The following is a 26,166-nucleotide window of genomic DNA, read 5'->3' on the forward strand; positions in this document are numbered from 1 at the left end:
TTTGATTTTTCCGGTTATTCCGGCGGGCCAGCAAAAAGCCCCTGACTTTACACTGCAAAAAAAGCGTCGACAGTAGATAACTGAAGACTAAAGAAAATTTAGCCCGAGAACCGGGAAGGAGTGACGAATGAATACAACCACTTTTTCATGGCTTAGCGTTTATGCTTTCTCATTTGCCTTTTGGGCAGCGGCAGCCTGGGCTCTTATGTAACCGACGCTCTTTATTACCGAATTCATAGAAATGCCCCGACTCAGGTCGGGGCATTTTTGTTTGTGGCACCCTGTGCCCTATTGTGTTGTTATCAAAACGTTAAGGAAAATGTAGTCTATCTTTAAGCTAAACCTTGCACTCTCTGAGGTTTAGCCTAAAGGAATTAAAGGAGGAGACATGTCGTTAACATTACGCGAGCAAAGTCAGGATACGCTGGCGGTCGGAACACACACCTATCATTATTACAGTCTTGCCAAAGCCGCACAGCATACCGGCAACATTGATCGCTTACCAAAATCGATGAAGGTGCTGCTGGAAAATCTGCTGCGCTGGCAGGATGGTGATTCCGTTACCCTTGACGATATTCAGGCGCTGGCAGACTGGCAGCACAACGCGCATGCTGATCGGGAGATTGCCTATCGTCCGGCACGTGTGCTGATGCAGGACTTTACCGGCGTACCTGCCGTGGTTGACCTGGCAGCGATGCGCGAAGCAGTAGAACGCCTGGGCGGAGATGTGGCAAAAGTTAATCCCTTGTCCCCGGTTGATCTGGTTATTGACCACTCCGTGACTGTTGATCGCTTCGGCAACGATGACGCCTTTGGTGAAAACGTCAGGCTGGAGATGGAACGCAACCATGAACGCTATGTTTTCCTGCGCTGGGGCCAAAAAGCGTTTAACCGGTTTCGCGTTGTGCCACCCGGTACCGGCATCTGTCATCAGGTTAACCTGGAGTACCTTGGCAAAGCCGTCTGGCATGAAGAGCTGGAGGGCAAACATGTTGCCTGGCCCGATACGCTGGTTGGTACCGACTCGCATACCACAATGATCAATGCGCTGGGCGTACTGGGCTGGGGCGTCGGCGGTATTGAGGCGGAAGCGGCCATGCTCGGCCAGCCAGTCTCAATGCTGATTCCTGATGTGGTCGGCTTTAAGCTGACCGGCAAACTGCGTCCGGGCATTACTGCAACTGATTTGGTGCTGACAGTGACCCAGATGCTGCGTAAGCATGGTGTTGTTGGCAAATTTGTCGAATTCTATGGAGACGGGCTGGCAGATCTGCCGCTGGCCGATCGTGCAACGATTGCCAATATGGCCCCTGAGTATGGTGCTACCTGCGGTTTCTTCCCGATTGATGAAGTCACCCTGAGTTATATGACGCTGACCGGGCGTGATGAGCAGCAGGTTGAACTGACAGAAGCGTATGCGAAACAGCAGGGGCTATGGCGTAATGCTGGCGATGAGCCCGTCTTTACCAGCACGCTGTCGCTGGATATGGCTGACGTCGAATCCAGTATTGCAGGACCCAAGCGTCCGCAGGATCGGGTGGCGCTGGGCGATGTGCCCGCCGCGTTTGCCGCCAGTAATGAACTGGAAATTAACCACGCGCAAAAACCGCATAAAGCGGTCAGCTACTGCGACAGTGAAACCCGCCAGTCACATCAGCTTGATGATGGTGCGGTTGTGATTGCCGCAATTACCTCCTGTACCAATACGTCAAACCCCAGCGTGCTGATGGCTGCCGGCCTGCTGGCAAAAAAAGCGGTTGAGCGCGGACTGAAGCGCCAGCCGTGGGTAAAAGCCTCGCTGGCACCAGGATCAAAAGTGGTGTCTGATTATCTGGCAACGGCACGCCTGACGCCTTATCTGGATAAACTCGGCTTCAACCTGGTAGGGTATGGCTGCACTACCTGTATCGGCAACTCGGGGCCGTTGCCGGATGAGATTGAAAGCGTCATTAAAGAGGGCGATCTTACTGTTGGCGCCGTGCTGTCCGGCAACCGTAATTTTGAAGGGCGTATTCATCCGCTGATCAAAACCAACTGGCTGGCTTCGCCACCGCTGGTGGTAGCCTATGCGCTGGCCGGCAATATGAACATCAACCTGCAGAGCGACCCTATTGGTCAGGATCAGACCGGGAAAGATGTGTATCTCAAAGATATCTGGCCATCGCCGGAGGAGATCGCCGCCTCGGTGCAGCTGGTTAATAGCAGTATGTTCCGCAAAGAGTATGCGGAAGTCTTTGACGGGACGCCAGACTGGCAGCAAATCTCCGTCAGCGAAGCGGCAACCTATGACTGGGATGAAGGGTCGACCTACATCCGCCTTTCTCCTTTCTTTGATGATATGGAGAAAACGCCAAAACCGGTTGAGGACATCCGCGGTGCCCGTATTCTGGCCATGCTGGGCGACTCAGTCACCACTGACCATATTTCGCCTGCGGGAAGTATCAAAGCCGAGAGCCCGGCGGGGCGCTATCTGCTGGCGAAAGGCATAGAGCGTAATGACTTCAACTCCTACGGTTCGCGCCGCGGTAACCATGAAGTGATGATGCGCGGCACCTTTGCCAATATTCGTATCCGCAATGAAATGGTGCCCGGTACGGAAGGCGGCTACACCCGGCACTATCCGGGTAATGAAACGCTGGCTATCTATGATGCCGCAATGAAATATAAAGAGGAGGGCGTGCCGCTCGCCGTGGTGGCCGGGAAAGAGTATGGTTCAGGCTCCAGCCGCGACTGGGCCGCTAAGGGACCACGTCTGCAGGGCGTGCGCGTAGTGATCGCTGAATCCTTTGAGCGTATCCATCGTTCCAACCTGATTGGTATGGGGATCCTGCCGCTGGAGTTTCCGACTGACGTCACCCGTAAAACGCTGCAGTTAACCGGTGAGGAGCGGATAGATATTGCCGATCTGTCGCAGCTGACGCCTGGCTGTACGGTCAATGTGACCCTGACACGCGCAGACGGTCGTCAGGAACAGGTTGCCGCACGCTGTCGTATTGATACCGCCACCGAACTGACCTACTACCGTAATGACGGCATACTGCACTATGTTATCCGTAATATGCTGAACTAAAAAAAAGCCGGGCTTGCCCGGCTTTTCTCTTTCAGGATTTCGGCAGCAGATGCCCCATTTTTTCCGCTTTAGTATCGAGATAATGGGCATTTTTTGGATTACGCCCGACAATCAGCGGCACGCGCTCGACAATATTGATCCCTGCTTCGCTGAGGATCTCAACTTTGCGCGGATTATTGGTTAGCAGGCGCACTTCATCAATCCCCAGCAATTTAAACATATCAGCACACAGGGTGAAATCACGCTCATCGGCGGCAAAACCCAGCTGATGGTTCGCTTCTACGGTGTCATAGCCTTTATCCTGCAGCGCATAGGCGCGGATCTTATTCAGCAAACCGATATTACGGCCTTCCTGACGATGATAGAGCAGTACACCGCGACCCTCTTCAGCAATCGCTGTTAAGGCCGCTTCCAGCTGAAAGCCGCAGTCGCAGCGCAGACTGAACAGCGCATCGCCGGTCAGACACTCAGAGTGAACACGCGCCAGCACCGGCGTGTGATCGCTGATATCACCGTAAACCAGCGCCACATGATCGTGGCCGGTTGCCAGTTCTTCAAAACCTACCATCAGGAAATCTCCCCATGGCGTGGGCAGTTTAGCTTCTGCTACCCGTTTAAGCTGCATGTGATTCTCCAGAACCTTCAGAGGATGCGCTATCATCTTGATAACGCACGGGCCGACTGACCCGAAAATTGTGTCTATTGTGCCATATCCACAAGCAGGCCCGCTAATCAGTCAGAAAGATTGTAGTGATAAAGCACGATTATCCAAGCTGCTTTAGGTATGTTATTCTTTTTTCAGCTAAAGTTATTCAGCAAACGCGTCATAACCCGCAGGAAAAGCCAAAGTATGTTGAAAATAGTGCAGCGCACGACGCTGGGTGCCTTCTTATTAATCGCGATGCCACTCTGCGTCTGGCTTTCGGGCTGGCAATGGCAGCCGGGCGAAAGCGGGGGCGTACTGCGTTTTTTGTTCTGGATGACGGAAACGGTCACCAGCCCATGGGGGATCATCACCAGTAGCGTGCTGAGTGCCTGGATGCTGTGGTGTCTGCGCTTCCGCCTTAAGCCTGCTATTCTGCTGCTGATTATCATGAATGGCGCCATCCTGGCCGGGCAGTACACGAAGTCATGGATCAAAGAGCAGGTGCAGGAGCCGCGACCCTATGTTGTCTGGCTCGAGCAGCAGCATGGCATCAGCAACGACGCATTTTATCAGCTGAAAAGAAAACAGCGGGGTGAGATGGTTAATACGCTGCTGGCCAGTGATACGCAAATTCCCCGCTGGTTAAAGCAGCACTGGGCATTTGAGACGGGATTTGCTTTTCCTTCCGGTCATACTATGTTTGCTGCCAGCTGGGCACTGCTGGCAATGGGACTGCTCTGGCCGCGGCGCCGGGTGGTTACGCTGGTTGTGCTGTTTAGCTGGGCCGTTATGGTTATGGGCAGCCGGCTGTTGCTGGGTATGCACTGGCCGCGTGATTTGATTGTCGCAACGCTTATCTCCTGGCTGCTGGTGACCGTCGCCACCTGGCTGGCACAGCGCTTTTGCGGTCCGCTTACGCTTCCGCCTGACGAGCAGCGCGAAGTCAAAGCGCGGGACGATGGATTGTAATCAGCTGAACTGCCCCCATATAGCTGATTACGCTTGCGCAAAGCCAGCTAACTGATAACGTGAAAGCAGCACGGTACGCGCTTTTTTGGCATACTCTATTGGAAACTCTACGACAGGACGCATTGTGAAATATTTGCTGATTTTTCTGGTGGTACTGGTCATTTTCATCATTTCAGTGACGCTGGGTGCTCACAATGATCAGGTGGTGACCTTCAACTATCTGCTGGCGCAGGGTGAATTTCGTGTTTCCACGCTGCTTGCAGTGCTGTTTGGCGCCGGTTTTTTACTGGGCTGGGCAATCTGCGGGCTATTCTGGTTACGTATCCGCGTTTCACTGGCACATGCTCAGCGTAAACTGAAGCGTATGCAGGCGCAAAACGAACATGCTTCAGCAGCCACTACCGTATCGACCACAGGTCGTCGGGATTAATGTTCAATGCATGAATTGTTGTTTCTGCTTCTCCCGGTCGCAGCGGCTTACGGCTGGTATATGGGACGACGCAGCGCGTACCAGAATAAGCAACAGGAAGCGAACCGCCTGTCACGAGAATATGTGGCCGGGGTGAATTTCCTGCTTTCAAACCAGCAGGACAAAGCCGTCGATCTGTTTCTCGATATGCTGAAAGAAGACAGCGGAACGGTTGAGGCGCATCTGACGCTTGGCAATCTGTTTCGTTCACGTGGTGAGGTTGACCGCGCTATACGTATCCATCAGTCGCTGATGGAAAGCGCTTCATTAACCTACGACCAGCGACTTCTTGCGATTCAGCAGCTTGGCCGCGACTATATGGCCGCAGGCCTCTACGATCGCGCAGAGGATATGTTCAGTCAGCTAACGGATGAAACCGATTTTCGCATTGCCGCCCTCCAGCAGCTTTTACTGATCCATCAGGCGACCAGCGACTGGCAGAAAGCGATTGATGTTGCGGAGAAGCTGGTAAAACTGGGAAAAGAGAAGCAGAAGGGCGAAATTGCGCACTTCTATTGTGAGCTGGCGCTGCAGGCAATGAGCAGTGACGATCTCGATCGCGCCATGTCGCTGCTGAAAAAAGGCGAAGCGGCCGATAATCAGAGCGCGCGCGTTTCCATTATGATGGGGCGCATTCTGATGGAGCAGGGGGAGTATGCGAAAGCAGCACAGCGCCTGCAGCGGGTGCTGGATCAGGATAAAGAGCTGGTCAGTGAAACGCTGCCTATGCTGGAAACCTGTTATCAGCGGCTGGCACAGCCAGAAGTCTGGGCCGGTTATCTGCAGCGCTGCACCGAGGAGAATACCGGTGCCGCCGCCGAGCTCTATCTGTCAGATATTCTTGAACAGCAGCAGGGTCCGGAAGCGGCGCAGCTCTATATTAATCGCCAGCTGCAGCGTCATCCTACTATGCGTGTTTTCCACCGGCTGATGGACTTTCACCTGCATGAAGCGGAAGATGGTCGGGCAAAAGAGAGTCTGATGGTTCTGCGCGATATGGTCGGTGAGCAGATCCGTACCAAACCACGCTATCGCTGCCATAAATGCGGCTTTACCGCCTACGCGCTCTACTGGCACTGTCCATCCTGCCGGGCGTGGTCTTCAATAAAACCGATCAGGGGACTTGACGGGCAGTAACCGTAATTTTTAAAAAAAACAAGCCAACTAGTTACAACATAATTTTTATGCAATTCTCTTCTGGTCAGTCGGAGAGCCGCGGAAAGCTTAACAGGGTGCATTGGCGGCCCATAAGATTGTTCTGCCGCAGCATGGCAGGTAGAATGCAGGCCGTTTGTTGCCCTGTGCCTGTTTATGAGGAAACGTTATGTCTGTAACCCCTTCACCCATTCTGGTGGCGCTCGACTACAGTAATCTGGATGACGCACTGCGCTTTGTCGATCGTATTGACCCTGCTCAGTGTCGCCTTAAAGTAGGCAAGGAGATGTTCACGCTGTTTGGTCCGTCAGTGGTCCGGACATTACAGGCACGCGGATTTGATATATTTCTTGATCTGAAATTTCATGATATCCCCAATACCACCGCGCATGCCGTAGCTGCCGCCGCAGAACTGGGCGTCTGGATGGTCAATGTGCACGCGAGCGGGGGAGCACGTATGATGCAGGCCGCCCGCGAGGCGCTGGTACCTTTTGGAAAAGATGCACCGCTGCTCATTGCTGTAACCGTACTGACCAGCATGGATGAAGAGGATTTACGCGGGCTGGGCATTACGTTGACGCCGGCACAACAGGCAGAACGGCTGGCGCGGCTTACCCGTCAGTGTGGGCTGGACGGCGTTGTCTGCTCAGCTCATGAAGCGGTAGCCTTTAAACAGGCGTTTGGCAGTGAATTTGCCCTGGTCACACCCGGTATTCGTCCGGCAGGCAGCGAAGCTGGCGATCAGCGCCGTATTATGACGCCCCTGCAGGCTAAGCAGGCCGGGGTTGACTATATGGTTATTGGTCGTCCGGTTACGCAGTCAGCCGATCCGGCTGCCACGCTGCAGCAGATCATTACATCGTTAGAGGAGGCGTAATGGCCCAGGACAATCCACTGGTTTACTCCACTGACAGCGGGCGTATTGTGCCGGCAGAAGAGAAGCCACAGCGACCGCGCGGCGACGGTATTGTACGCATTCAGCGTCAGACCAGCGGACGTAAAGGCAAGGGCGTTTGTCTCATCACCGGTATCGATCTGGACGATAACGCGCTGGCTACCCTGGCCGCTGAGCTCAAGAAAAAGTGCGGCTGCGGTGGTTCGGTCAAAGAGGGCGTGATTGAGATTCAGGGTGATAAACGCGACCTGCTCAAAACCCTGCTCGAAGCTAAAGGGATGAAAGTTAAACTGGCGGGCGGTTAATGAAAGCGGGCCACGCTGGGTGGCCCGTACAAAATTATGTCTGCTGTGTAGCCTGCAAAAATTAACGGTCGATTTGATGGCCGATGATGCCGCCCACCGCCGCGCCACCAACGGTGCCCAGACCACTGCCGTTGGTCAGTACTGAACCACCAATGGCACCGGCACCGGCACCTATTGCCGTATTACGATCGCGCTTAGACCAGTTTGAACAGCCGCTCAGCGCAACAACTAATGTTGCTGCCAGCACGGCAACGGATACACGTTTCACTGTTGTAGTCATAACTATCTCCTTGATGATTGGCTCAGAGGCAACAGCAATAAGTATAGATGCCAGACGGCAAAGTTCGTCATTCCCGGATGGAAAAGTTGGACAAAGCCGCGCGGTTTATGCTGCCTGCGCACAGTAAAAACCCTGAAACCGGGTGGCCCTGTTTACTTTTCATCGTTGCAGAGTATCGTCAGACAGAAACCGCCGGATCTGCGCCGCACTTATCAGGATACAGCGACTTTCCACAAAGCATTCAGCCATTCTTTCCATAACATCCGGTCTCTTCTCTGAGCACAATCTCTCTATCACAGACTGGTGGAGAACAATGATGCTGGAAGCGCTAAAGCAGCAGGTCCTGGAAGCGAATCTCGATTTACCCCGCTATAACCTGGTGACGTTTACCTGGGGCAACGTCAGCGCCATTGACAGAGAGCAGGGGGTTTTGGTGATCAAGCCTTCCGGAGTGAGATATGAAAAGATGCAGCGGGATGACATGGTGGTCGTTGATCTGCAGAGCGGTGCGGTGATTGAAGGTGCACTGCGCCCGTCATCTGACACGGCAACGCATCGTGCGCTCTATCAGGCCTGGCCAGATATTGGCGGCATTGTTCATACGCACTCCCGGCATGCCACAATCTGGGCGCAGGCAGGACGCGATATACCCGCCTGGGGCACGACACATGCTGATGATTTCTACGGCACGATCCCCTGCACCCGCGCCATGCTGCGCATGGAGATCGATCAGGAGTATGAGTGGAATACCGGACAGGTCATTATCGAAACCTTTGCCCATCGAAATATTCAGCCGGCTGCTGTTCCTGCGGCGCTGGTTAACTCTCACGGCCCTTTTGCATGGGGCAGCGATGCAGCGGCGGCAGTACACAGTGCGGTGGTCCTGGAAGAAGTCGCCTATATGGCGCTGCATACCGAACAGCTGCGCGCTGAATTACCCCCCATCTCACAAAATCTGCTGGATCTGCACTATCTGCGCAAGCACGGCAAAAATGCGTGGTATGGACAATAAGGCTGTTCTCAGTAAGCCAGGCGCCTGCGGGCGCTTTTTTTATTACTGCGTCAGTAAATTCCTGGTCAGAAATATCGGTTTTATTCGCACACCCCGCGCTAAATCATCTTTATTCACAACGCGTTAGGCGATCTCATGTAGTCTGGCTCCCGCTCGACTATACCCTGAAATGGCGCTAATGATTATTCACCCCCCTGTTCAGGGATACTTCTGGATTTTGCTTTATAAATCAATCTCTCATTTGGTCTGGCCTCACTCTGCATTACGCTGATGTGGCGTTAAACGCATCACATAAATATTAGAGGATGAGACTATGACCGTTATTAACCAACCAACCTGCCGCCTGTTTACCGAAGCGGGACAGACTACCCAACTTGTTGCCTACTACGAAGAAGGGCGTCGCACCATGTGGATGATGTTGCGGGCTCAGCCACGCCCAAGCTTCAACCATGAATTAATCGAGGAGATCATGAACCTGAGCTATACGGCTCAGCGTTCCGGACTGCCGATCGATTTCTGGGTAACCGGCTCTTTAGTTCCACAGATGTTTAACGCCGGTGGCGATCTGCGCTTTTTTGTTGAGTGCATTCGCAACAACCGTCGTGAGGCGCTGCGGGCTTATGCCCGGGCCTGCGTTGACTGCATTCACTCGGCGGCGCGCGGGTTTGATACCGGCGCGGTAACGCTGGCGATGATCGAAGGCAGTGCCCTTGGCGGAGGCTTTGAGGCTGCGCTGGCGCACCATTTTATTCTGGCACAGAACAGCGCGCGGATGGGTTTTCCGGAAATTGCGTTCAATCTGTTCCCGGGAATGGGGGGCTATTCGCTGGTCGCGCGTCGCTCCGGCATGAAGCTGGCAGAAGAGCTGATTTGTGAAGGAGAGTCGCACAGTGCGGAGTGGTATGAAACACGCGGCCTGGTCGATAAGGTATTCCAGCCGGGTGAAGCGTATCGCGCCACGCGCACCTTTATCGACACCTTACGGCCTAAGTTAAATGGTGTGCGTGCCATGCTGAAAGCGCGTCAGCGCGTGCTGCAGCTGTCACGTGCTGAATTGATGGATATTACGGAGGACTGGGTAGATTATGCCTTTACGCTTGAACCCAAGGATATCGCCTACATGGAGCGCCTGGTGCAGTTACAAAACCGCCACAGTGCTTCATTACGTAAAGCCGGATAACACGTCCGCGCAGCGTTAAACACGGGCAGGATGCTTCAGCCAATGCCCGAGCTGTTCTGCGGGCATTGGTTTGGCGTAATAATAGCCCTGGCGCCCATCCACACCGTTAGTGAGAACAAATTTTTCTTCCGCTTTGGTTTCAATACCCTCTGCAATCACCTGCAGCTCAAGGGCTTTGGCAACCGCCACAATCGCGCGCACTAAAGATTGCGAAACCGGTTGTTTATTGATATCCCGGACAAAACTCTGATCCAGCTTAATGGCATCAATGGGTACCCGTGCCAGCTGGGAAAGAGAGGAGTAGCCGGTGCCGAAATCATCGAGATGTACCTGCGCCCCAAGCTCCTGAAACTGTTTCATGAGCTTAAGCGCCCCGGCTTCATTCTCAATCAGGCAGCTTTCGGTTAATTCAATATCAATCGGGGATTCCGTCAGCCCGGCTTCGCTCAGTGCATTTTTCAGATCGCTGTAAATGCTCTGATCGATAAGCTGCTTCGCGGAAACATTGACGGCAACGCGCAGAAAAATACCTTCACTGCGCCATTTTATAATCTGTTGCAGCACATTAAGCATGACCCAGCGGCCCAGTGGAACAATCAGGCCGGACTCTTCAGCATAGGGGATAAAGTCGCCAGGCGAGACCATACCGCGTTCCGGAGAGTTCCAGCGTACCAGAGCTTCAGCGCTGCGCACCTCGCCGTCGCGATCAACCTTAGGCTGGTAATAGACCACCAGGTGATCCTGCTCCAGCGCTTTACGCAGGTTAGTATCGAGCCAGAGGTATTCAAAGACCCGCTTGTTCATTTCACTGGTAAAGATGCAGAACTTACCGCGTCCGTTTTCTTTGGCGTGATACATTGCCGTGTCAGCATTGCGGATCAGGCTTTCGCGATCCTCGCCATGCAGGGGGGCCAGCGAAATCCCGATTGAGCAGCCGCTGTAAACTTCAATCAGCCCGATGCGGAAGGGCTGCCGCAGCCGCTCAAGGATGCGCGACGACATCGCCTCCAGCGCCGCCTGACTGGTATGTTCAGCCAGTACCACAAATTCATCGCCGCCAAGACGCGCCAGCGTCTGGTCTTTACCCAGGCAGCTGAGAATAGCCAGCGATACCGCCTGCAGCAGCTGATCGCCGAACATATGACCGTACGCGTCATTTACCTTCTTGAAATTGTCGAGATCGAGGTAGACCACACCGGTCTGGGAACCGTTCGCCAGCTCCAGTGCCAGGCTAATTTGCTGATGAATAGCGTTACGATTAGGCAAACCGGTGACCGTATCGGTATTTGCCAGCACCCGGAGCCGCTCCTGCGCCCGTCGCTCTTCGGTAATGTCTGTCCCGGAACAGATGAGGAAAATTTCATTTTTCCCACTGCCACTGTGAACGAACTTATTACGGAAGAGAAACAGTCGCTGACCCTTTTTGGTCTTAACCCAGCGCTCGACTTCATACGAATTTCCGTCGCGGAAAAAACCGGTGATATTACGGCGCGAAGCCTGCGCTTCCTGCCGGGTCATAAAGAGCTGAAATACATTGCGGCCGATAACTTCCTGCTCTTTCAGACCGGTATACTCTTCACTCAACCGATTAAAGCGCTGAATGTTACCGCGCTGATCGAGGATAACAATAACCGAGTTGGCTTCGGATACCACCTGTTCGGCGAAAGAGAGTCCCTGAGTCAGATCGCGTGCCACTGATGACGTATCACCCCATGCAGATGCGGTGCCAGCCCAGGTAGACTGGTTCACCTTACGACCGACAAAGTGCATTGGCACCGGGGTTCCGTGCAGCGGCAGAGTAAGATTGATGCTGGAGGTAATCACCGTCATCGCCCGTAACAGACTGGCCTGTGCCGGGGTAAGCGAAACGGCCAGATTGGTATTGGCATTCTCATCTTCGGCAAAATGCAGTGCGTCACTGTCAGAGGTTAACCGCCAATGGGGGCTGGTGGTGCCAAACAAGGCATACAGCAAAGTTTGCCCCTGTTCATCGGTCATGTAAACGTCCTCCGGCCATGTCTCTAAGACTCTATCTCATTATTTTAGCAACAGTATTCAACCTCCTGCATAAGCACAAGATGCAAACCGAATATATTTTTGTTTTTATTAAAGAATGGCACGAAAAAGCCCCGAAAACGGGGCTTATGGCGATCAGCAGGGACATCTGCCAGGGTTTCCGGCCTGGCTCGGAAAGCGTGCATCAAGACAGTGCCGGTGAAAGGTACGTTCATCCATGGGCGGCATTTCAGGATGGTGGCAGCGCATATGCTTCAGATAAGTTTGATAGTCGTGTACGCCAACCATTAAACGAAAGCTTTGCTGCAACCCTCGCCAGATCTGCTGCCAGCGGGAGAGCGGCGGCGCATCAGTAGCGCACGCTATCGGTAAGCAGCGCTGAATCTGCCAGCCTGCGCCGGGAGGCGTCCAGCGATAAATGGCCTCAGACATGACGTACCTCCTTACGCAGTGAAACCTCGGATTCGCGCACGGTAGGCGTGGTACTGCGGAGCGCACGACGAATGACAAAAAAGGCGGCAATCAGCATGACCACTGCGACCAGCATAAAGAATCCGCACAGCGCCGCATTGATCTGATTACTGAACACAATGGTCTGCATATCCGCTACGCTTTTAGCCGGGGCAATCACCATGCCGTTATCGATACCCTGCTGAAATTTGCGCGCCTGTGCCAGAAAGCCAATGGCCGGTTTTTCATGGAAAATCTTCTGCCAGCCTGCGGTCATTGAGGTAATAAACAACCACGCGGTGGGCAGAATAGTGACCCAGGCGTAACGCTGTTTTTTCATTTTGAACAGCACGACAGTGCCGAGGATCAGCGCCATAGAGGCGAGCATCTGGTTACCAATGCCAAACAGTGGCCACAGCGTATTAATTCCGCCCAGCGGATCCACCACGCCCTGATAGACAAAAAAGCCCCAGCCCGCGACGGCGACGGTGGTACCAGCCATATTGCCCAGCCAGGAGCGGTTGCTGCCCATTGCCGGAACCACGGTACCCACTAAGTCCTGTACCATAAAGCGACAGGCGCGGGTACCGGCATCCACGGCGGTCAGGATGAACAGGGCCTCAAACAGAATGGCAAAGTGATACCAGAACGCCATCATCGCGCGACTGTTGAATACCTCGGTGATGATGTGTGCCATGCCCACGGCGAAAGTGGGGGCACCTCCGGCGCGTGAGAGCACCGTGCTTTCGCCCACGTCACGCGCAATGCTGCTCAGCATCTCCGGCGTGACAACAAAGCCCCAGCCGTTAATGACCTGAGAGGCGTTCTCTACGGTGGTTCCAATCAGCGCGGCCGGTGAGTTCATCGCGAAGTAGACGCCCGGGTCCAGCACCGAAGCGCAGATCAGCGCCATGATTGCCACGAACGATTCCATCAGCATGGCGCCGTAACCGATAAACCGGATATGGCTTTCGCGCTCTACCAGTTTTGGCGTGGTGCCGCTGGAAACCAGCGCATGAAACCCGGAAATAGCCCCGCAGGCAATGGTGATAAACAGGAACGGAAAGAGTGCGCCGGAGAAGACCGGACCAGTGCCATCAATAAATTTTGTTACTGCCGGCATCTTCAGCTCCGGCATGGCAAACAGAATGCCAATCGCCAGCCCGACAATGACGCCAATTTTCAGGAAGGTAGAGAGGTAGTCGCGCGGGGCCAGCAGCAGCCAGACCGGCAGCGAAGAGGCGACAAAACCGTAGATCACCAGCACCCAGGTCAGCTCTGTGCCTTTCAGGGTGAAGAAGGGACCCCAGTAAGGATCGGCGGCGACGTCTCCCCCATAGATAATCGCTGCCATCATCAGGACAAAACCGATGAGGGAAACCTCAGCAATTTTTCCCGGGCGCAGAAAGCGCATATATACGCCCATAAACAGCGCAATAGGAATCGTCGCTGCAATAGTGAAAAGCCCCCACGGGCTGTTAGCGAGTGCTTTGACCACCACCAGCGCCAGCGCGGAGAGAATGATGATCATCACGCCCAGCGCACCGAGCATCGTCACCACGCCGGCAAAAGACCCCAGCTCCTGGCGCGCCATTTCTCCCAGCGAGCGTCCGTCACGGCGGGTAGAGATAAACAGAATCAGGAAATCCTGTACCGCGCCGGCGAACATAACGCCTACCAGAATCCAGATCGTGCCCGGCAGAAATCCCATCTGTGCGGCCAGAATCGGTCCGACCAGCGGTCCGGCTCCGGCAATGGCTGCAAAGTGATGACCAAACAGCACCCATTTATTGGTCGGAACATAATCCAGGCCATCGCTGAGTCGCTCTGCCGGCGTGCGGCGGCGATCGTCAAGTTCAAAGATGCGGCGGGCGATAAACAGGCTATAGAAACGGTAGGCGATGCTGTAACAGGCTACCGAGGCGATAACCAGCCAGACCGCATTCACATGTTCGCCGCGGCTGAGCGCGAGCATGGCAAATGCGCCAGCACCTATTAACGCCACGGCTAACCAGACGAGGCCGGTTTTGACGTTGTTCATGAGTTAACTCCTTGTAGAGGCCGGAAAAACAGGCAAGCGAAATACAACGAGTTAAAAGTAAGGTAAAAAAATGTTAACGAAAGGTGGTAAAAGCAGAAGTGTGAAGCGCGATACAAATTTAAGCAGAGAAGAAGCAGAGAGGAAAAGGCGACGCGGGATAACAGCCGTTATCCCGCGTTATTATTACAGTCAGACTGCCGGGCGGGCAACCACGCTGCGGGTCTCCATGCGCACTTCAGCGATGGTGACGTCAATGATGTCCGTAACGCGATAAACCACTTCACCTTTGATCTGCACCGTGCCGCTCTCCTGCGAGCAGACCAGCTCATCGCGTACCGCATGAATGAACGGTGCCGGAATAAAGGCCACCGCACCATTTTCCTGCAGGCGTACGCGCATACCGCCGCGCGAGACATCAATGATCTCGGCGCTGAATTTGCGCTCGCTGCCGGCGAACGGCGTCAGGAAACGCGCATAGAGCCAGTCGCCCACGTCGCGCTCAGCCATCCGGTTAAGGCGACGACGCTCACCCATGGTAACCGTGACGTCACTTTGCGGACGGGCAATACTCTCGCCGCGCACGATGGCTTTCAGCAGGCGATGATTGATCATATCGCCAAACTTACGGATCGGTGAGGTCCACGTCGCGTAGGCATCCAGACCCAGGCCAAAGTGCGGGCCAGGTTCGGTACCAATTTCAGCAAAGCTCTGGAAACGGCGAATACGGCTGTCGAGATACTGAGTCGGCTGCGCGTCCAGTTCGCGACGCATCTGGCGGAACCCTTCCAGCGTAGTGATGACCTGCGGATCAACGGTAATACCGTGGCCAGCCAGCACGCCTGCAACCTGTTCAGCGTTGGCCAGGTCAAAACCGGTATGCAGGTTATAGATGCCAAAGCCCAGTTTCTTCTGCAGCACAGTCGCCGCGCAGATGTTAGCCAGAATCATCGCTTCTTCAACCATGCGGTTAGCGATACGACGATGTTCAGCGATAATATCCAGTACTTCACCTTTCTCTCCCAGCAGGAAGCGGAAATCAGGGCGATCTTTGAATACCAGTGCATGCGTCTGACGCCATTCGCTGCGCGCCAGGCAGAGACGATGCAGCAGACGGATCTGCTCAGCAATCGCGTCATTTTCCGGCTGCCAGCTGCCGCTGTTTTCCAGCCAGTCTGAGACGTTGTCGTAAACCAGTTTGGCTTTCGATTCAATCCAGGCAGCAAAGAACTGCACGTCATCGGCGAGCGCACCATCCGGCTGGACGGTGACCCGGCAGGCGAGCACCGGGCGTTTTTCATGCGGACGCAGCGAGCAGACATTGTCGGAGAGCTCGCGCGGCAGCATCGGAATGTTAAAGCCGGGGAGATAGTTGGTAAACGCGCGCTGTGCAGCCAGTTTATCAAGCTCGCTGCCTTCTGCTACGTAAGCCGTGGGATCGGCGATAGCGATGGTCAGCAGCAGGCTGCCATCCGCCTGCGCTTCAGCATAGAGCGCATCGTCCATATCCTGGGTGCTGGCGCTGTCGATCGTGACAAAGTTCAGCGCGGTCAGGTCTTCACGCGTCAGCTGCTCATCCAGCATCCCGCCGCATTCACTCTCTGGTGCCTCGCGCTCCAGATTATGACGCGACAGCGTAACCCACCACGGTGCCAGAGGATCGTCCGCGGTAACGATAAATTCAGTCAGCTCAGCATAAAAGCCGCGATCGCCTTTTAGCGGGTGGCGACGCATCTCAGCCACAGCCCAGTCGCCGTTCTGGAAATCGTGCGTCAGACCGCGCACGGCGCGACACTGAATCGCATCTTTCAGCAGCGGATGGTCCGGTACGATTGAAAGACGATCGTCTTTTTTCTGCACCCGCCCGACGAAGCGCGTCAGAAACGGCTCAATCAGGGCATCCGGCTCAGCACTTTCACGATCTTTATCCGTGTGGATCACCGCTGTGATACGATCGCCGTGCATCACTTTCTTCATTTGCGGTGGCGGAATGAAGTAGCTTTTCTGAGCATCAACTTCAAGGAAGCCAAAGCCTTTTTCTGTGCCTTTCACAACGCCTTCGGCGCGCGGAGTCTGCGCGTGAAGCTTCTCTTTCAGCTGCGCGAGCAGCGGGTTATCCTGGAACATAATTTAGTCAGTTTCGTGGCCTAAGAGCGGTGGACAGTTTTACGCGAATCGGGCGCGCGCGGCAAGGTCAAAACGGGTTAAAAAGCCGCAGAGCGCGGCTTTTGTTTCAGAGAGTAAATCGCCATCAGGCGATGCGCTGCGTCGGCAGGGCGGCGCTGAGCGTGAGCTTTACCGGCACCGATTTAGAGGTCGGTGTCCCGCTGATATCGCCGTAGCTTGAGAGCGGTACCAGCGGATTGGTTTCCGGATAGTAGGCCGCGAGATTACCGCGCGGAATATTGTAAGGCACCAGTTTAAAGCCGCTGACGCGGCGGGTCAGGCCATCATTCCAGAGTGTTTCGATATCCACCTGCTGGCCTTCGGTAAAGCCCAGTGCCGCCATATCGTCCGGATGAATAAACACCACTTCGCGCTGACCATAGACACCACGATAGCGATCGTCGAGGCCGTAAATCGTGGTGTTGTACTGATCGTGCGAACGCAGCGTCTGCAGCGTAAACGGCACAGTAACGTCGCTGCCCAGCTGAGGAAACAGCGAGTCGGGCAGGGCGGACGCGCTGAATTCAGCACGCTTAGATGGTGTACTGAAGCGCAGTTCTGCCGCTGCATTGCCAAGATAAAAACCGCCAGGCTGGTCGCACTTCGTATTGAAATCGGCAAAGCCCGGAATCGTGGCAGCGATATGATCGCGGATAATATTGTAGTCCGCTGCCATGCCGAGCCAGTCGATATGCTCACTGCCCAGCGTAGCGTGTGCGATACCCGCTACAATGGCAGTTTCCGAACGCTGCGTCTCTGCCAGCGGGATGCCCACACCTTCTGAGGCGTGAACCATGCTGAAGGAGTCCTCAACGGTAATAAACTGGTTGCCGCCAGCCTGACGATCGCGTTCAGTGCGACCCAGCGTAGGCAGAATCAGCCCTTCATGACCCGGTACCAGATGACTGCGGTTGAGCTTGGTACTGATATGCACCGTCAGACCACAGTGCTGCAGCGCGGCTTCCGTTACCGGAGAGTCAGGCGCGGCCGCGGCCAGATTGCCGCCAAGGGCAATCAGCACTTTGACTTCATCGCGCAGCATAGCGCCCAGCGCTTCAACGGTATTGTGACCGGCATTGCGCGGGGGTTCGAAACCAAAATGGGCACCCAGCGCATCCAGGAAAGGCTTAGCGGGTTTCTCATCGATCCCCATCGTGCGGTTGCCCTGCACGTTGCTGTGGCCGCGCACCGGGCAGAGACCGGCACCTTTTTTGCCCAGCTGACCAAATAAAAGCTGCAGGTTGACAATTTCACGCACGGTGTCGACGGAGTGCTTGTGCTGTGTGATCCCCATCGCCCAGGTGATAATGACCCGTTCCGCACTCTGATAAATCGCTGCGGCTTCGCGAATTTGCGCTTCGCTCAGGCCTGACTGCTGCACAATCTGCTGCCACGGGGTGTTATCAACCGCGTCCAGATAGGCCTCAACGCCCTGAGTATTTGCCGCGATAAACGTCTGGTCGAAGATACCCGGCTCACCGGCAGCAAGACGCGCGCGCTCCACTTCCAGCAGCGCTTTTACCATGCCGCGCAGGGCGGCCATATCGCCTCCGAGGTTAGGCTGGTAGTAGGCCGAGCTGATGGTGCCCGCTTTGGATGTCACAACTTCCAGCGGCTTCTGCGGATCGGCAAAGCGCTCCAGCCCACGTTCGCGCAGGGTGTTAAAGGTGACAATTTTTGCGCCATGATCGGCTGCATGACGCAGGCTATGCAGCATACGCGGGTGGTTGGTGCCCGGGTTCTGTCCCAGCACAAAGATAGCGTTTGCGTGATCGAAGTCGTCAAGACGAATGGTCCCTTTTCCGACACCGATACTGCGTTTCAGACCGCTGCCGCTGGCTTCATGGCACATGTTGGAGCAGTCAGGGAAGTTATTGGTGCCCATCACGCGGCCAAACAGCTGATAGAGCCAGGAGGCTTCGTTACTGGCGCGCCCTGACGTATAGAGTTCCAGCTGATCGGGGTGGTCCATCGCATTCAGGTGCTGCGCAATCAGCGCAAACGCCGCATCCCAGCTGATGGGTTCGTAGTGGTCGGTAGCGCTGTTATAGCGCATCGGGTGCGTCAGACGCCCCTGATACTCAAGAAAATAGTCGCTCTGCTGATAAAGCGTGCTGACGCTGTGCTGAGCAAAAAATTCAGGCTCAACCACGCGACGTGTCGCTTCCCAGGTAACCGCTTTGGCGCCGTTTTCACAGAAGCTAAAGGTGCTTTTGTTATCATCACCCCAGGCGCAGCCGGGGCAGTCGAAGCCGCGCGCTTTGTTCATGCGCATCAGATTACGCATGTTTTTCAGGGCGGCTTTGCTGTCAAATACGAAGCGGGTGGTGGCTTCCAGTGAACCCCAGCCGCCGGCAGCAGCGCGGTAAGGCTGAATTTTACGTTTAAATTTCATGGTAGTCGCAGGCTTATTGTTTATGAGTTGTTATCAGAATATGTCTTCTGTTGAAAAGAAGTGTGCGACTGAGGACAGAAGTTGTCTAATTGATTGACTTAATTGAGCGATAGGCGGCGTTTATCGCATCAGCGATAAACTGTGATCTGCTTCAAATTAACATCGCCCTGAGAGACACGCTGCTGCGTAAGCGGCGTAATAGTGGCTAATAATTGCTCTTTCACCCTGTGAAGGAGTGCGTCATGAAACAACTCACCAGCCAGATCCACGCGTTTGGTAAAGCGCTGATGATGCCCATCTCCGTGATCGCCGCCGCTGGCATCTTTCTTGGCCTGGCCGCCGCGCTCCAGAACCCGGCGATCACCGGTGAAGCCTTTGCACAGATGCAGCTGCCACAGCTTGTCATCGGCTTTATCCGCAAGGTTGCCGGCGCGCTGTTTGCCAATCTGCCGCTGTTCTTTGCCGTGGCCAGCGCAATTGGGCTGGCGAAAGCGGAGAAACCCACTGCGGCTTTTGCCGCCGTCATTGGTTATCTGATGATGAACACCGGCATCAGCGCCACGCTGGCAGCCAAAGGATTAACCGCCACCACCACCACGCCACAGGCGCTGCAGCAGGCGGGAATGGATCAAACCAGCGCGATGATGCTGTCAGCTGAATATATCCAGATGCTGGGCATTTTTACGTACAACATGAGCGTGCTGGGGGGCGTGATTGCCGGGCTGCTTACGGTGGTACTGCACAACCGCTTTTACACCCAGCAGCTTCCGGTTGCGATCAGCTTTTTTGGCGGACGCCGCTTCGTGCCGATCGTCACCGTTGTCGTGCTGCCGCTGGCGGGCGTGCTGCTGGCGCTCATCTGGCCGACTATCGGGGCCGCTATTGCCTGGGTCGGAGAGATGATTGGTAAGAGCGGGCAGTATGGCGCCTTTCTGCTGGGGGCCTGTGAGCGCCTGCTCATTCCGACCGGCCTGCACCATATTCTGAACGAGACGGTGCGCTTCACTCCTATCGGCGGGATGGCTACCGTTGACGGGCAGAGCGTTGTCGGAGCGCTTAATATCTTTAACAGCTCGCTGACGCATCCGGGCGCCATTCCGGATGAGACCGTACGCAGTGCCACGCAATTTCTGGCGCAGGGAAAAATTCCGGTCATGATGTTTGGATTGCCGGCCGCCGCGCTGGCGATCTATCACACCGCCCGGCCTGAACATAAGCAGCGGGTAAAAGCGCTGGTGCTGGCAGGGGCGCTGACCTCATTTACCACCGGTATTACTGAGCCGCTGGAGTTCTGTTTTATTTTTGTCTCACCGGTACTTTATATTCTGCATGCGCTGCTGACCGGTCTCTCTTTTATGCTGATGTCGATGCTGCACCTGATGATTGGCAACGTGCAGGGCGGTGCGATCGATCTGGTGGTATTTGGCATTCTGGGCGGCAGTAAAACTCACTGGTGGTGGACACTGGTACTGGGTGCCTGCTACGCACCGCTTTACTACTACCTGTTCCGCCTGGTCATCACGCGTATGCGGGTAGAGACGCCGGGACGTGAGAGTGAAGAAGATCAGAAACCGCTGCAGGTAACGGCAGACGAGCGTACCAGAGTCATTATCAGCGGGCTGGGCGGCGAAGCGAATATAGAGGAGGTCGATTGCTGCTTTACCCGCCTGCGGGTTCGCGTCAAAGCAATGAATGAGGTAGTTGATCAGACGCTGCTTTCCACCGGGGCTAACGGTGTTAACCGCGTCACTGAACATGACGTTCAGGTGATCTATGGCCCGCAGGTTGAAAAGATTGCTAATGAGGTCAAGCAGGCGCTGGGCGTAAGCTGACTTGTAAGCCTGCTAATAGTGAATACCGCAATCATTGTTAAACGCGCCGGGCTGATATTTGCGATAGTGGCGCTGCCCTTTCAAGAGCTAAGCCATTGCGAGTGCCGGAGATAAGCGCCGGATAGGGCACCATTCTGAAGCTGCCTGCGGGCAGCTTTTTTGTGCGCACCGCTAACCGGTCACTCAGCGCAAAGCGCATAAAAAACCCACCTCCCGGTGGGCTGACTGAAAACAACGCCGGCTGTTTATGCCGTAAAACGCATTTACAGGTATCCGGAATGAATCAGTAACACGTACCGCCAGCATGGTGTGAGCCTGTACCGCCGTGAGGGTGAGTCCCTTTAGGACAGGCAACCGCTGCCGTTGAAAATACAAATGCTGCCGTTAAAACCAGAAGCGTGGCGACTTTTTTCATTTTTATTGTCCTTTTGCTGTGTGCAATCTTTGCACACACAATGTATCAGAATAATCCTATAAGTAAATGTTTATTTATCATCTTTGCTTATGCATTAGCTGGTGGCTATATCGCTCATAGCGCGAGCTGATTTAGTCATACCAGGCGGGAAAAGCAGACAGTCTGCCGGCCCGCGCTTTTACTGCGGTATGCCACTGCCTCTCTGCATCAGCGGGTTGCGAATATGTTATAATCAGGTAATGCATTAAAATGCATTGACGGGCAGCGTCAGCATGCAACAGGCTCTGTTCTGAGCACATCAGAAAGTGTCTGATAACGCAGTTATCCGCCGTTAGCTCATTGGACAGAGCGCTGGCTACTTAGGGCAGAGAGCGGGGTTAAAATCCCCGACGGCGGTCCAGCCTGACTTTTCAATAATTAAAGCTCTGCATCAGCCGCGCTTTTATGTCGCCGCCGGAAACCTCTTCAAATATTGCGATCCTTAACTCAAACAGATGAGCACTTCGGGACGGGTATAAAGGTTATAGCGAATGATTAAGAATTGTATAAATTATTGATAATTAATTAAAATAAATATAAAGCAATTAATTTACCCGTGTAATCATTGATTCGATAACATCCAATAACGATTGCTTTTGCTGATAATCAGTGGCGAGTTGACGCAGGAGGCTATCAGGCACTCAGCCTTGAAGATGCACGTGATGAATTAATCAAAATCAGACGTGCACTGGAAGAGGGGATCAATCCTCATATGTAACTTGCTGCGCGTTATGAAAAAAATGTCACGGCTATGACTGTTGAAAAGCTTATACGGTAATGGGTCAGGGTATCTAAACACTCGCAACATATGCCTGCATGAATTACTGCTGCAGCGCCACCAGCGTAAAGTCCGGCGATTGCTACGGTGCAAAAGGGTTTATTGAGGCCGATGTGTTTTCAATGAAATCGCCTCGGTCCGGCGGTGAGACCAGAAACGTCAAAGAGACCGTGCGCGTGCTCTGTAAGTCTTACAGGGGGAAGAGTGTCGTATTAACAGCATATCTTGACTGCAACGGCTATGGCCGCGCAGTGATGAATACTAAAACCGAAAGGTAGGGCGTACCAATGATGGGGGATTGCAAACGCTACTGCGGGCATGGATATGAGCGCATCCCATCAACTGAAGCTCACAATGCCGTTTGTGCACTGACCGATATAATAAGCCTTGATACCTGGAAGAAGAGTGCCAACCATTTTATGATCAGTTGAGCGGCAAGCTGGATATTGAGGGATTACGGGAAAATACAATTTTTGATAAGATAACTAAATAAATATGAAAGCCCACTTCAGTGGGCCGATTTTATTATAACCTTTTTCGTGGTTTTGGAAGGTGAACTAGGTCAGGCAACCTTTTAAGCAAGATTTCTCTCTCTTCGTGAGCTTCAATTTCCTGATCAATTTCGCATAGTTTTGCCTCAACTTTCTTTTTTTCAGGATCTTTATCATCCATTTCTCTAAATTTCTTCAAAGCATCCGCCAGGCTCTCTAAGGGCTCATCCATGAGTTGGCTTGATGCTTTTGACTGAGAAAGAATGTTATGAATATTTCGTTGTAAGTTGCTTAGCTCAATTAAGAATGCACTAGTATTCACTGTTTTCAATTCCTTGTGATTTGCAAAACTCAATTCAAAAAAAACACATTGAAAATAGCCTATTGCTTTTCCGCAAGCTATTTATTTTTACCGAAACTAGGGGTGAGGTCTCCAATAGTTGAAATTGCGTGCTGTTGTTCGATGCGCTGCAAAATACAATTTTTATTACTCTGTGATAATAAAAAAGCCCTCCGGACTCACAATATGTGAGGGCTTTTGTGTTTTATTGCTCTACTCTTTTTCGCCGGTGAAGCGTTTTGTGGCAACTGCTGTGCCTATCGTCAGGGCTATCCCGGCAATAGCTTTTGCAGCTGTTCCAGCATTTTCAGCTAAGGATTTTGTGCATGAAGGGCACAACTCTTCGTCGTAGCCTTTGCTTCCCTTAGCATAATCATCACAACCTGGTGAGCGGCAGGTATACAAATCCTTCTCGCATTCAGGGCACTTACATTTATCGCGGCGCAGAATGTTTTCTTCGATTATGATCGGCGAAACCTTCTTACGGCAATGTCCGCATATTCCTTCATTTTTAGTAGCCACAATCAATCCTCACAGGGTTTACATGGCGAAGTTATCGGCACAAAGTACAGGCAGTTTAATCAAAAATATTTATGGATACTGCATCCGCAGTGCCTTTTTCGTTTTCGCCTCCGCCAGCCAAAGTAACCTTAATTCTATCCATAGTGGCGTCGGGCGTCTTTTCTCCTGACTACAAACAGCACCTGTCCGCACTGGGAGGTGTCTATGAGCATTGAAACTACGAGCAAACTTGTTACCGGTGTTGCCCTCCGGTATGTCCAGGCGCTCCATCCTGAACGGCGTGCTCACCAAACTAATCCCTGATGAGTGGTTAGCCATCGGCGTGCTGGCAAGTATCTTCGGTATCGTCATTACAGGACTCATCAATTGGTACTTCAAAAGCAAGGTCGTCAACGCCCAGGTAAAAGCTCTTGAGAAATATGGCTTGGCCGTAAACGCTGGAGATGACTGATCTGACTATGTCATAGAGCCTGCACAAAAAGCTGATAGCTGCTGCGGGTGGCGGGGCAATGTTTATTGCCAGCGTATTTTTCGGCGGTAAAGACGGCGTTGAAGGTCGCGCTTATGAGTCTTACAAAGATGTGGCTGGAGTCTGAAGAATCTGCGACAGTCATACCGGCAGCGACATCATTAAGTCCAGGAAGTAACACCGACCGCAAATGCGATCAGCTGCTGTGGAATGACCTGAAGCCCGTAAAGCAAGCTGTTGACTCTATGGTTAAGGTTCCGCTAAGCGAATACCCCCGAGCTGCTCTTTACAGTTTCACCTACGACGTCGGCGTATCTGCGTTCTCAAAATCCACTTTGCTTAAGATGCTCAACAATGGCGACTAAACTGGTGCCTGCGAAGAGTTGCGTCACTGGGTATATGTCGGTGGCATGAAGTGGAAAGGTCTGATGAACCGTCGCGACATGGAGCGCCCACTTTGCCTGGCGAAGAGTGCAGATGACCTTAAAGGCTAAAGTGCTCACTGCGCTCATCCTGCTGGTTCTAATGCTATTAGGCACATCAAAGCGTTCGCGCTTAATAACCGTGGCAACACTATCGACTATAAGGTGCAGCGGGGCAAAGCAGCAGGTAACCTCAAGCTGGCGAACGATACCATCACCGATATGCAGGCGCGCCAGCGTGATGTTGTTGCTGCCAAGTGCTGGTTACAGCTCAACACCATCTGCGCGAAGCAATCCATCTCCGGCGGCGTCGGCCTGAATGATGCAGTCAGCTCCCGACTTACTGACGCCGCTCAACGAGATTATTTCACCCTCAGAGAACAAATCGAAGTTGCCGTAAAGCCAATAGGTGGCCTGCAGCAATACATTAGAAGTCAGTGCGAAAAAATGACGCTAGTGGGTTATAACTATCAGTAATAATTCAGGAATTGTAATTTAATTATTTCACAATCTGAGGAGATAAAGTAAATGTCAGAGAAAAGTCGATTTACTAAAATCGTTCCGGTCGCTGGAAAATGGTATTTGTACGTGGAAGGTGGTAAAGGAAGCGAAACTACTGATGCGATCTACCCAATTGCAGCCTGAGGTCGTTAACGGTTTCATTGGAATCGCCCGAGAACCTGGCACCTGATGACGTGCTCAGGATGAGGTATGTACCGTAGCAAAAATAGTAAGATGTCCTTCACCACAAAGGAGGAGGTCAGTAATGAAAGTGAAGTCAAGATTTCAAGATTACACGGAAGCCGAGTTCACTCAGCTTGTAAGTGAAATCTGTAACGCGGAAGGCGGTGAGGCTTATCAGGATAAACTTTTGGAAAATTTCATTGCGGTAAGTGAGCACCCTGAAGGTTGTGATCTGATTTACTATTGCGACGATGAAAATGCAACACCTGAGAGAATTGTGTTCGCTGTGAAGTCCTGGCGCAATGCTAACGGCAAGCCAGGACTCAAAGCCTAATCCATTAGCCGCCTCCGGGCGGTTTTTTATTGGGCGCTATTTATCAATGTAGCTATCACTCAGCTCATCACTTCCGGTGGGCCGACTAATGAATGGTTAAGGTGACCACGTTTAATGCATGATGAAAATCCCTTTGTAAAATTAAGGAGACAAAATGGACGCTGATTTCATATCTTTTGAAACTCTAATTGCCACGCGTGACTCTGCGTGGTGGGTAATGTGGGGCGCGATAGCAACTATAGTAACCGCTATTGGTTCATTGCTTACTTTGGCCTATGCTGTGGCAGCTCTGAGCACCTGGAAGAAGCAAGAAAAGACAAAGATAAAAAGTGAATTCAAAAGGTCGTTTCTGGCATTGGACTATGCCGTCCATATGATGCCTGATGACTGGAACAGAAGTATGGCACAATTCATCAGAGTAAAAGGTAGGGCGATCTCTGCTGAGACAAGCGAAGCAGAGCTATGCCTTAACGAACTCAAGAAGTGTTGGCATGATGCAATTTCTGCCTGGGTTATGTGCGAGGGTTTGTTGAAAAAAACAAATCTTAAGGCCTTATGGCATGAGTTGTCGGACATTAATATAGATTATCTAAATGGACGAACTCAAAAGCTGGTAGTTCTGGAGAAGTTAGCTGATATGCCCTCAGTCGAGTTTATATTTAAGGATTAAGCCGTTAAATAAATCCTCTAATTTTTTGGAGGGTTTATTGGAGTGAATACGCCAGGCGCTTAACGCATTATCTTCATCAACAATTCCGCTGCAGCCCATGAAAGACTGACGAACCGATCACAGC

General features: G+C 53.1%; 23 protein-coding genes, 1 tRNA gene and 1 pseudogene. 16 read left to right on the forward strand and 9 right to left on the reverse strand.

Annotated elements, in window-relative coordinates:
- Positions 1–388: 388 nt before the first annotated feature.
- Positions 389–3,070 (forward strand): aconitate hydratase AcnA, encoded by a 2,682-nt coding sequence (acnA, locus tag B3041_RS08185; RefSeq protein ID WP_065649270.1) that lies wholly within the window; start codon positions 389–391, stop codon positions 3,068–3,070.
- Positions 3,071–3,101: 31 nt separating this feature from the next.
- Here the strand turns inward: acnA and ribA are convergent, their stop codons facing one another.
- Positions 3,102–3,695 (reverse strand): GTP cyclohydrolase II, encoded by a 594-nt coding sequence (gene ribA, locus B3041_RS08190; RefSeq protein ID WP_039384570.1) that lies wholly within the window; start codon positions 3,693–3,695, stop codon positions 3,102–3,104.
- Positions 3,696–3,920: 225 nt separating this feature from the next.
- Here ribA and pgpB point away from each other — a divergent pair, with 225 nt between their 5' ends.
- The 5 genes from pgpB (at position 3,921) to yciH (ending at position 7,509) form a co-directional block, all read left to right on the forward strand.
- A complete protein-coding gene (pgpB, locus tag B3041_RS08195) occupies positions 3,921–4,685 on the forward strand; it encodes a phosphatidylglycerophosphatase B (RefSeq protein WP_065649271.1) in 765 nt (254 codons plus the stop codon).
- A gap of 124 nt (positions 4,686–4,809) precedes the next feature.
- The gene (locus B3041_RS08200; RefSeq protein WP_065649272.1) at positions 4,810–5,115 is read left to right on the forward strand and encodes a LapA family protein; all 306 of its coding nucleotides are present in this window, start codon (positions 4,810–4,812) and stop codon (positions 5,113–5,115) included.
- 6 nt (positions 5,116–5,121) lie between these two features.
- Positions 5,122–6,291, forward strand: a complete 1,170-nt coding sequence (lapB, locus tag B3041_RS08205; protein ID WP_065649273.1) for a lipopolysaccharide assembly protein LapB — start codon at positions 5,122–5,124, stop codon at positions 6,289–6,291.
- A 187-nt stretch (positions 6,292–6,478) separates the two neighbouring features.
- Complete coding sequence (gene pyrF / locus B3041_RS08210) at positions 6,479–7,186, forward strand: orotidine-5'-phosphate decarboxylase (RefSeq protein ID WP_065649274.1); 708 nt, start codon at positions 6,479–6,481, stop codon at positions 7,184–7,186.
- Positions 7,186–7,509 carry a stress response translation initiation inhibitor YciH gene (gene yciH / locus B3041_RS08215; RefSeq protein ID WP_292971292.1) on the forward strand — a complete coding sequence of 108 codons (324 nt, stop codon included), beginning with the start codon at positions 7,186–7,188 and terminating at the stop codon, positions 7,507–7,509. Before pyrF ends, yciH begins: the two co-directional genes overlap by 1 nt.
- 61 nt (positions 7,510–7,570) lie before the next feature.
- On the opposite strand, the gene osmB is transcribed toward yciH, so the two are convergent.
- Positions 7,571–7,789 carry an osmotically-inducible lipoprotein OsmB gene (gene osmB / locus B3041_RS08220; RefSeq protein ID WP_039384556.1) on the reverse strand — a complete coding sequence of 73 codons (219 nt, stop codon included), beginning with the start codon at positions 7,787–7,789 and terminating at the stop codon, positions 7,571–7,573.
- A 316-nt stretch (positions 7,790–8,105) separates the two neighbouring features.
- Here osmB and araD point away from each other — a divergent pair, with 316 nt between their 5' ends.
- A complete protein-coding gene (gene araD, locus B3041_RS08225) occupies positions 8,106–8,801 on the forward strand; it encodes an L-ribulose-5-phosphate 4-epimerase (RefSeq protein WP_292972414.1) in 696 nt (231 codons plus the stop codon).
- A 313-nt stretch (positions 8,802–9,114) separates the two neighbouring features.
- On the forward strand, positions 9,115–9,981 hold the full coding sequence (locus B3041_RS08230) for a crotonase/enoyl-CoA hydratase family protein (RefSeq protein ID WP_065649276.1): 867 nt from the start codon (positions 9,115–9,117) through the stop codon (positions 9,979–9,981).
- A 15-nt stretch (positions 9,982–9,996) separates the two neighbouring features.
- On the opposite strand, the gene pdeR is transcribed toward B3041_RS08230, so the two are convergent.
- The 5 genes from pdeR to B3041_RS08255 form a co-directional block, all read right to left on the reverse strand.
- Positions 9,997–11,979, reverse strand: coding sequence for a cyclic di-GMP phosphodiesterase (gene pdeR / locus B3041_RS08235; protein ID WP_065649277.1), 1,983 nt, complete (start codon positions 11,977–11,979; stop codon positions 9,997–9,999).
- A gap of 153 nt (positions 11,980–12,132) precedes the next feature.
- On the reverse strand, positions 12,133–12,429 hold the full coding sequence (locus B3041_RS08240) for a YbdD/YjiX family protein (RefSeq protein ID WP_292971300.1): 297 nt from the start codon (positions 12,427–12,429) through the stop codon (positions 12,133–12,135).
- A complete protein-coding gene (locus B3041_RS08245) occupies positions 12,422–14,488 on the reverse strand; it encodes a carbon starvation CstA family protein (protein ID WP_065649279.1) in 2,067 nt (688 codons plus the stop codon). Before B3041_RS08245 ends, B3041_RS08240 begins: the two co-directional genes overlap by 8 nt.
- A gap of 189 nt (positions 14,489–14,677) precedes the next feature.
- Entirely contained in the window at positions 14,678–16,612 is a 1,935-nt protein-coding gene (locus tag B3041_RS08250; protein WP_065649280.1) for an exoribonuclease II, read from the reverse strand.
- Positions 16,613–16,736: 124 nt separating this feature from the next.
- The gene (locus tag B3041_RS08255; protein WP_292971305.1) at positions 16,737–19,046 is read right to left on the reverse strand and encodes an FdhF/YdeP family oxidoreductase; all 2,310 of its coding nucleotides are present in this window, start codon (positions 19,044–19,046) and stop codon (positions 16,737–16,739) included.
- Positions 19,047–19,288: 242 nt separating this feature from the next.
- On the opposite strand from B3041_RS08255, the gene B3041_RS08260 reads away from it, so the two are divergent.
- The 3 genes from B3041_RS08260 to B3041_RS16900 all read left to right on the forward strand — a co-directional run bounded on the left by B3041_RS08260 (position 19,289) and on the right by B3041_RS16900 (position 22,541).
- Entirely contained in the window at positions 19,289–20,878 is a 1,590-nt protein-coding gene (locus tag B3041_RS08260; protein WP_292971308.1) for a PTS transporter subunit EIIC, read from the forward strand.
- Positions 20,879–21,618: 740 nt separating this feature from the next.
- A tRNA-Lys gene (locus B3041_RS08265) sits at positions 21,619–21,693 on the forward strand.
- A gap of 707 nt (positions 21,694–22,400) precedes the next feature.
- Positions 22,401–22,541 (forward strand): antitermination protein, encoded by a 141-nt coding sequence (locus B3041_RS16900; protein ID WP_414692378.1) that lies wholly within the window; start codon positions 22,401–22,403, stop codon positions 22,539–22,541.
- A 94-nt stretch (positions 22,542–22,635) separates the two neighbouring features.
- Here the strand turns inward: B3041_RS16900 and B3041_RS08270 are convergent, their stop codons facing one another.
- Both B3041_RS08270 and B3041_RS08275 read right to left on the reverse strand, forming a co-directional pair.
- Positions 22,636–22,923 carry a hypothetical protein gene (locus tag B3041_RS08270; RefSeq protein WP_292971311.1) on the reverse strand — a complete coding sequence of 96 codons (288 nt, stop codon included), beginning with the start codon at positions 22,921–22,923 and terminating at the stop codon, positions 22,636–22,638.
- 231 nt (positions 22,924–23,154) lie between these two features.
- The gene (locus tag B3041_RS08275) at positions 23,155–23,463 is read right to left on the reverse strand and encodes a hypothetical protein (RefSeq protein WP_292971314.1); all 309 of its coding nucleotides are present in this window, start codon (positions 23,461–23,463) and stop codon (positions 23,155–23,157) included.
- A 211-nt stretch (positions 23,464–23,674) separates the two neighbouring features.
- Here B3041_RS08275 and B3041_RS08280 point away from each other — a divergent pair, with 211 nt between their 5' ends.
- The 5 genes and pseudogenes from B3041_RS08280 to B3041_RS08300 all read left to right on the forward strand — a co-directional run bounded on the left by B3041_RS08280 (position 23,675) and on the right by B3041_RS08300 (position 26,042).
- The gene (locus tag B3041_RS08280; RefSeq protein WP_292971317.1) at positions 23,675–23,914 is read left to right on the forward strand and encodes a phage holin; all 240 of its coding nucleotides are present in this window, start codon (positions 23,675–23,677) and stop codon (positions 23,912–23,914) included.
- Positions 23,915–23,972: 58 nt separating this feature from the next.
- Positions 23,973–24,426: pseudogene (locus B3041_RS08285) on the forward strand (lysozyme).
- 93 nt (positions 24,427–24,519) lie between these two features.
- The gene (locus tag B3041_RS08290) at positions 24,520–24,831 is read left to right on the forward strand and encodes a lysis system i-spanin subunit Rz (protein ID WP_349678556.1); all 312 of its coding nucleotides are present in this window, start codon (positions 24,520–24,522) and stop codon (positions 24,829–24,831) included.
- Between the two features lie 289 nt (positions 24,832–25,120).
- The gene (locus B3041_RS08295; RefSeq protein WP_292971320.1) at positions 25,121–25,372 is read left to right on the forward strand and encodes a bacteriocin immunity protein; all 252 of its coding nucleotides are present in this window, start codon (positions 25,121–25,123) and stop codon (positions 25,370–25,372) included.
- Positions 25,373–25,526: 154 nt separating this feature from the next.
- A complete protein-coding gene (locus B3041_RS08300) occupies positions 25,527–26,042 on the forward strand; it encodes a hypothetical protein (RefSeq protein ID WP_292971323.1) in 516 nt (171 codons plus the stop codon).
- The last annotated feature ends 124 nt before the right edge of the window (positions 26,043–26,166 follow it).

Source organism: Pantoea sp. UBA4549 (assembly GCF_002387285.1).
Classification (GTDB): domain Bacteria; phylum Pseudomonadota; class Gammaproteobacteria; order Enterobacterales; family Enterobacteriaceae; genus Pantoea; species Pantoea borealis.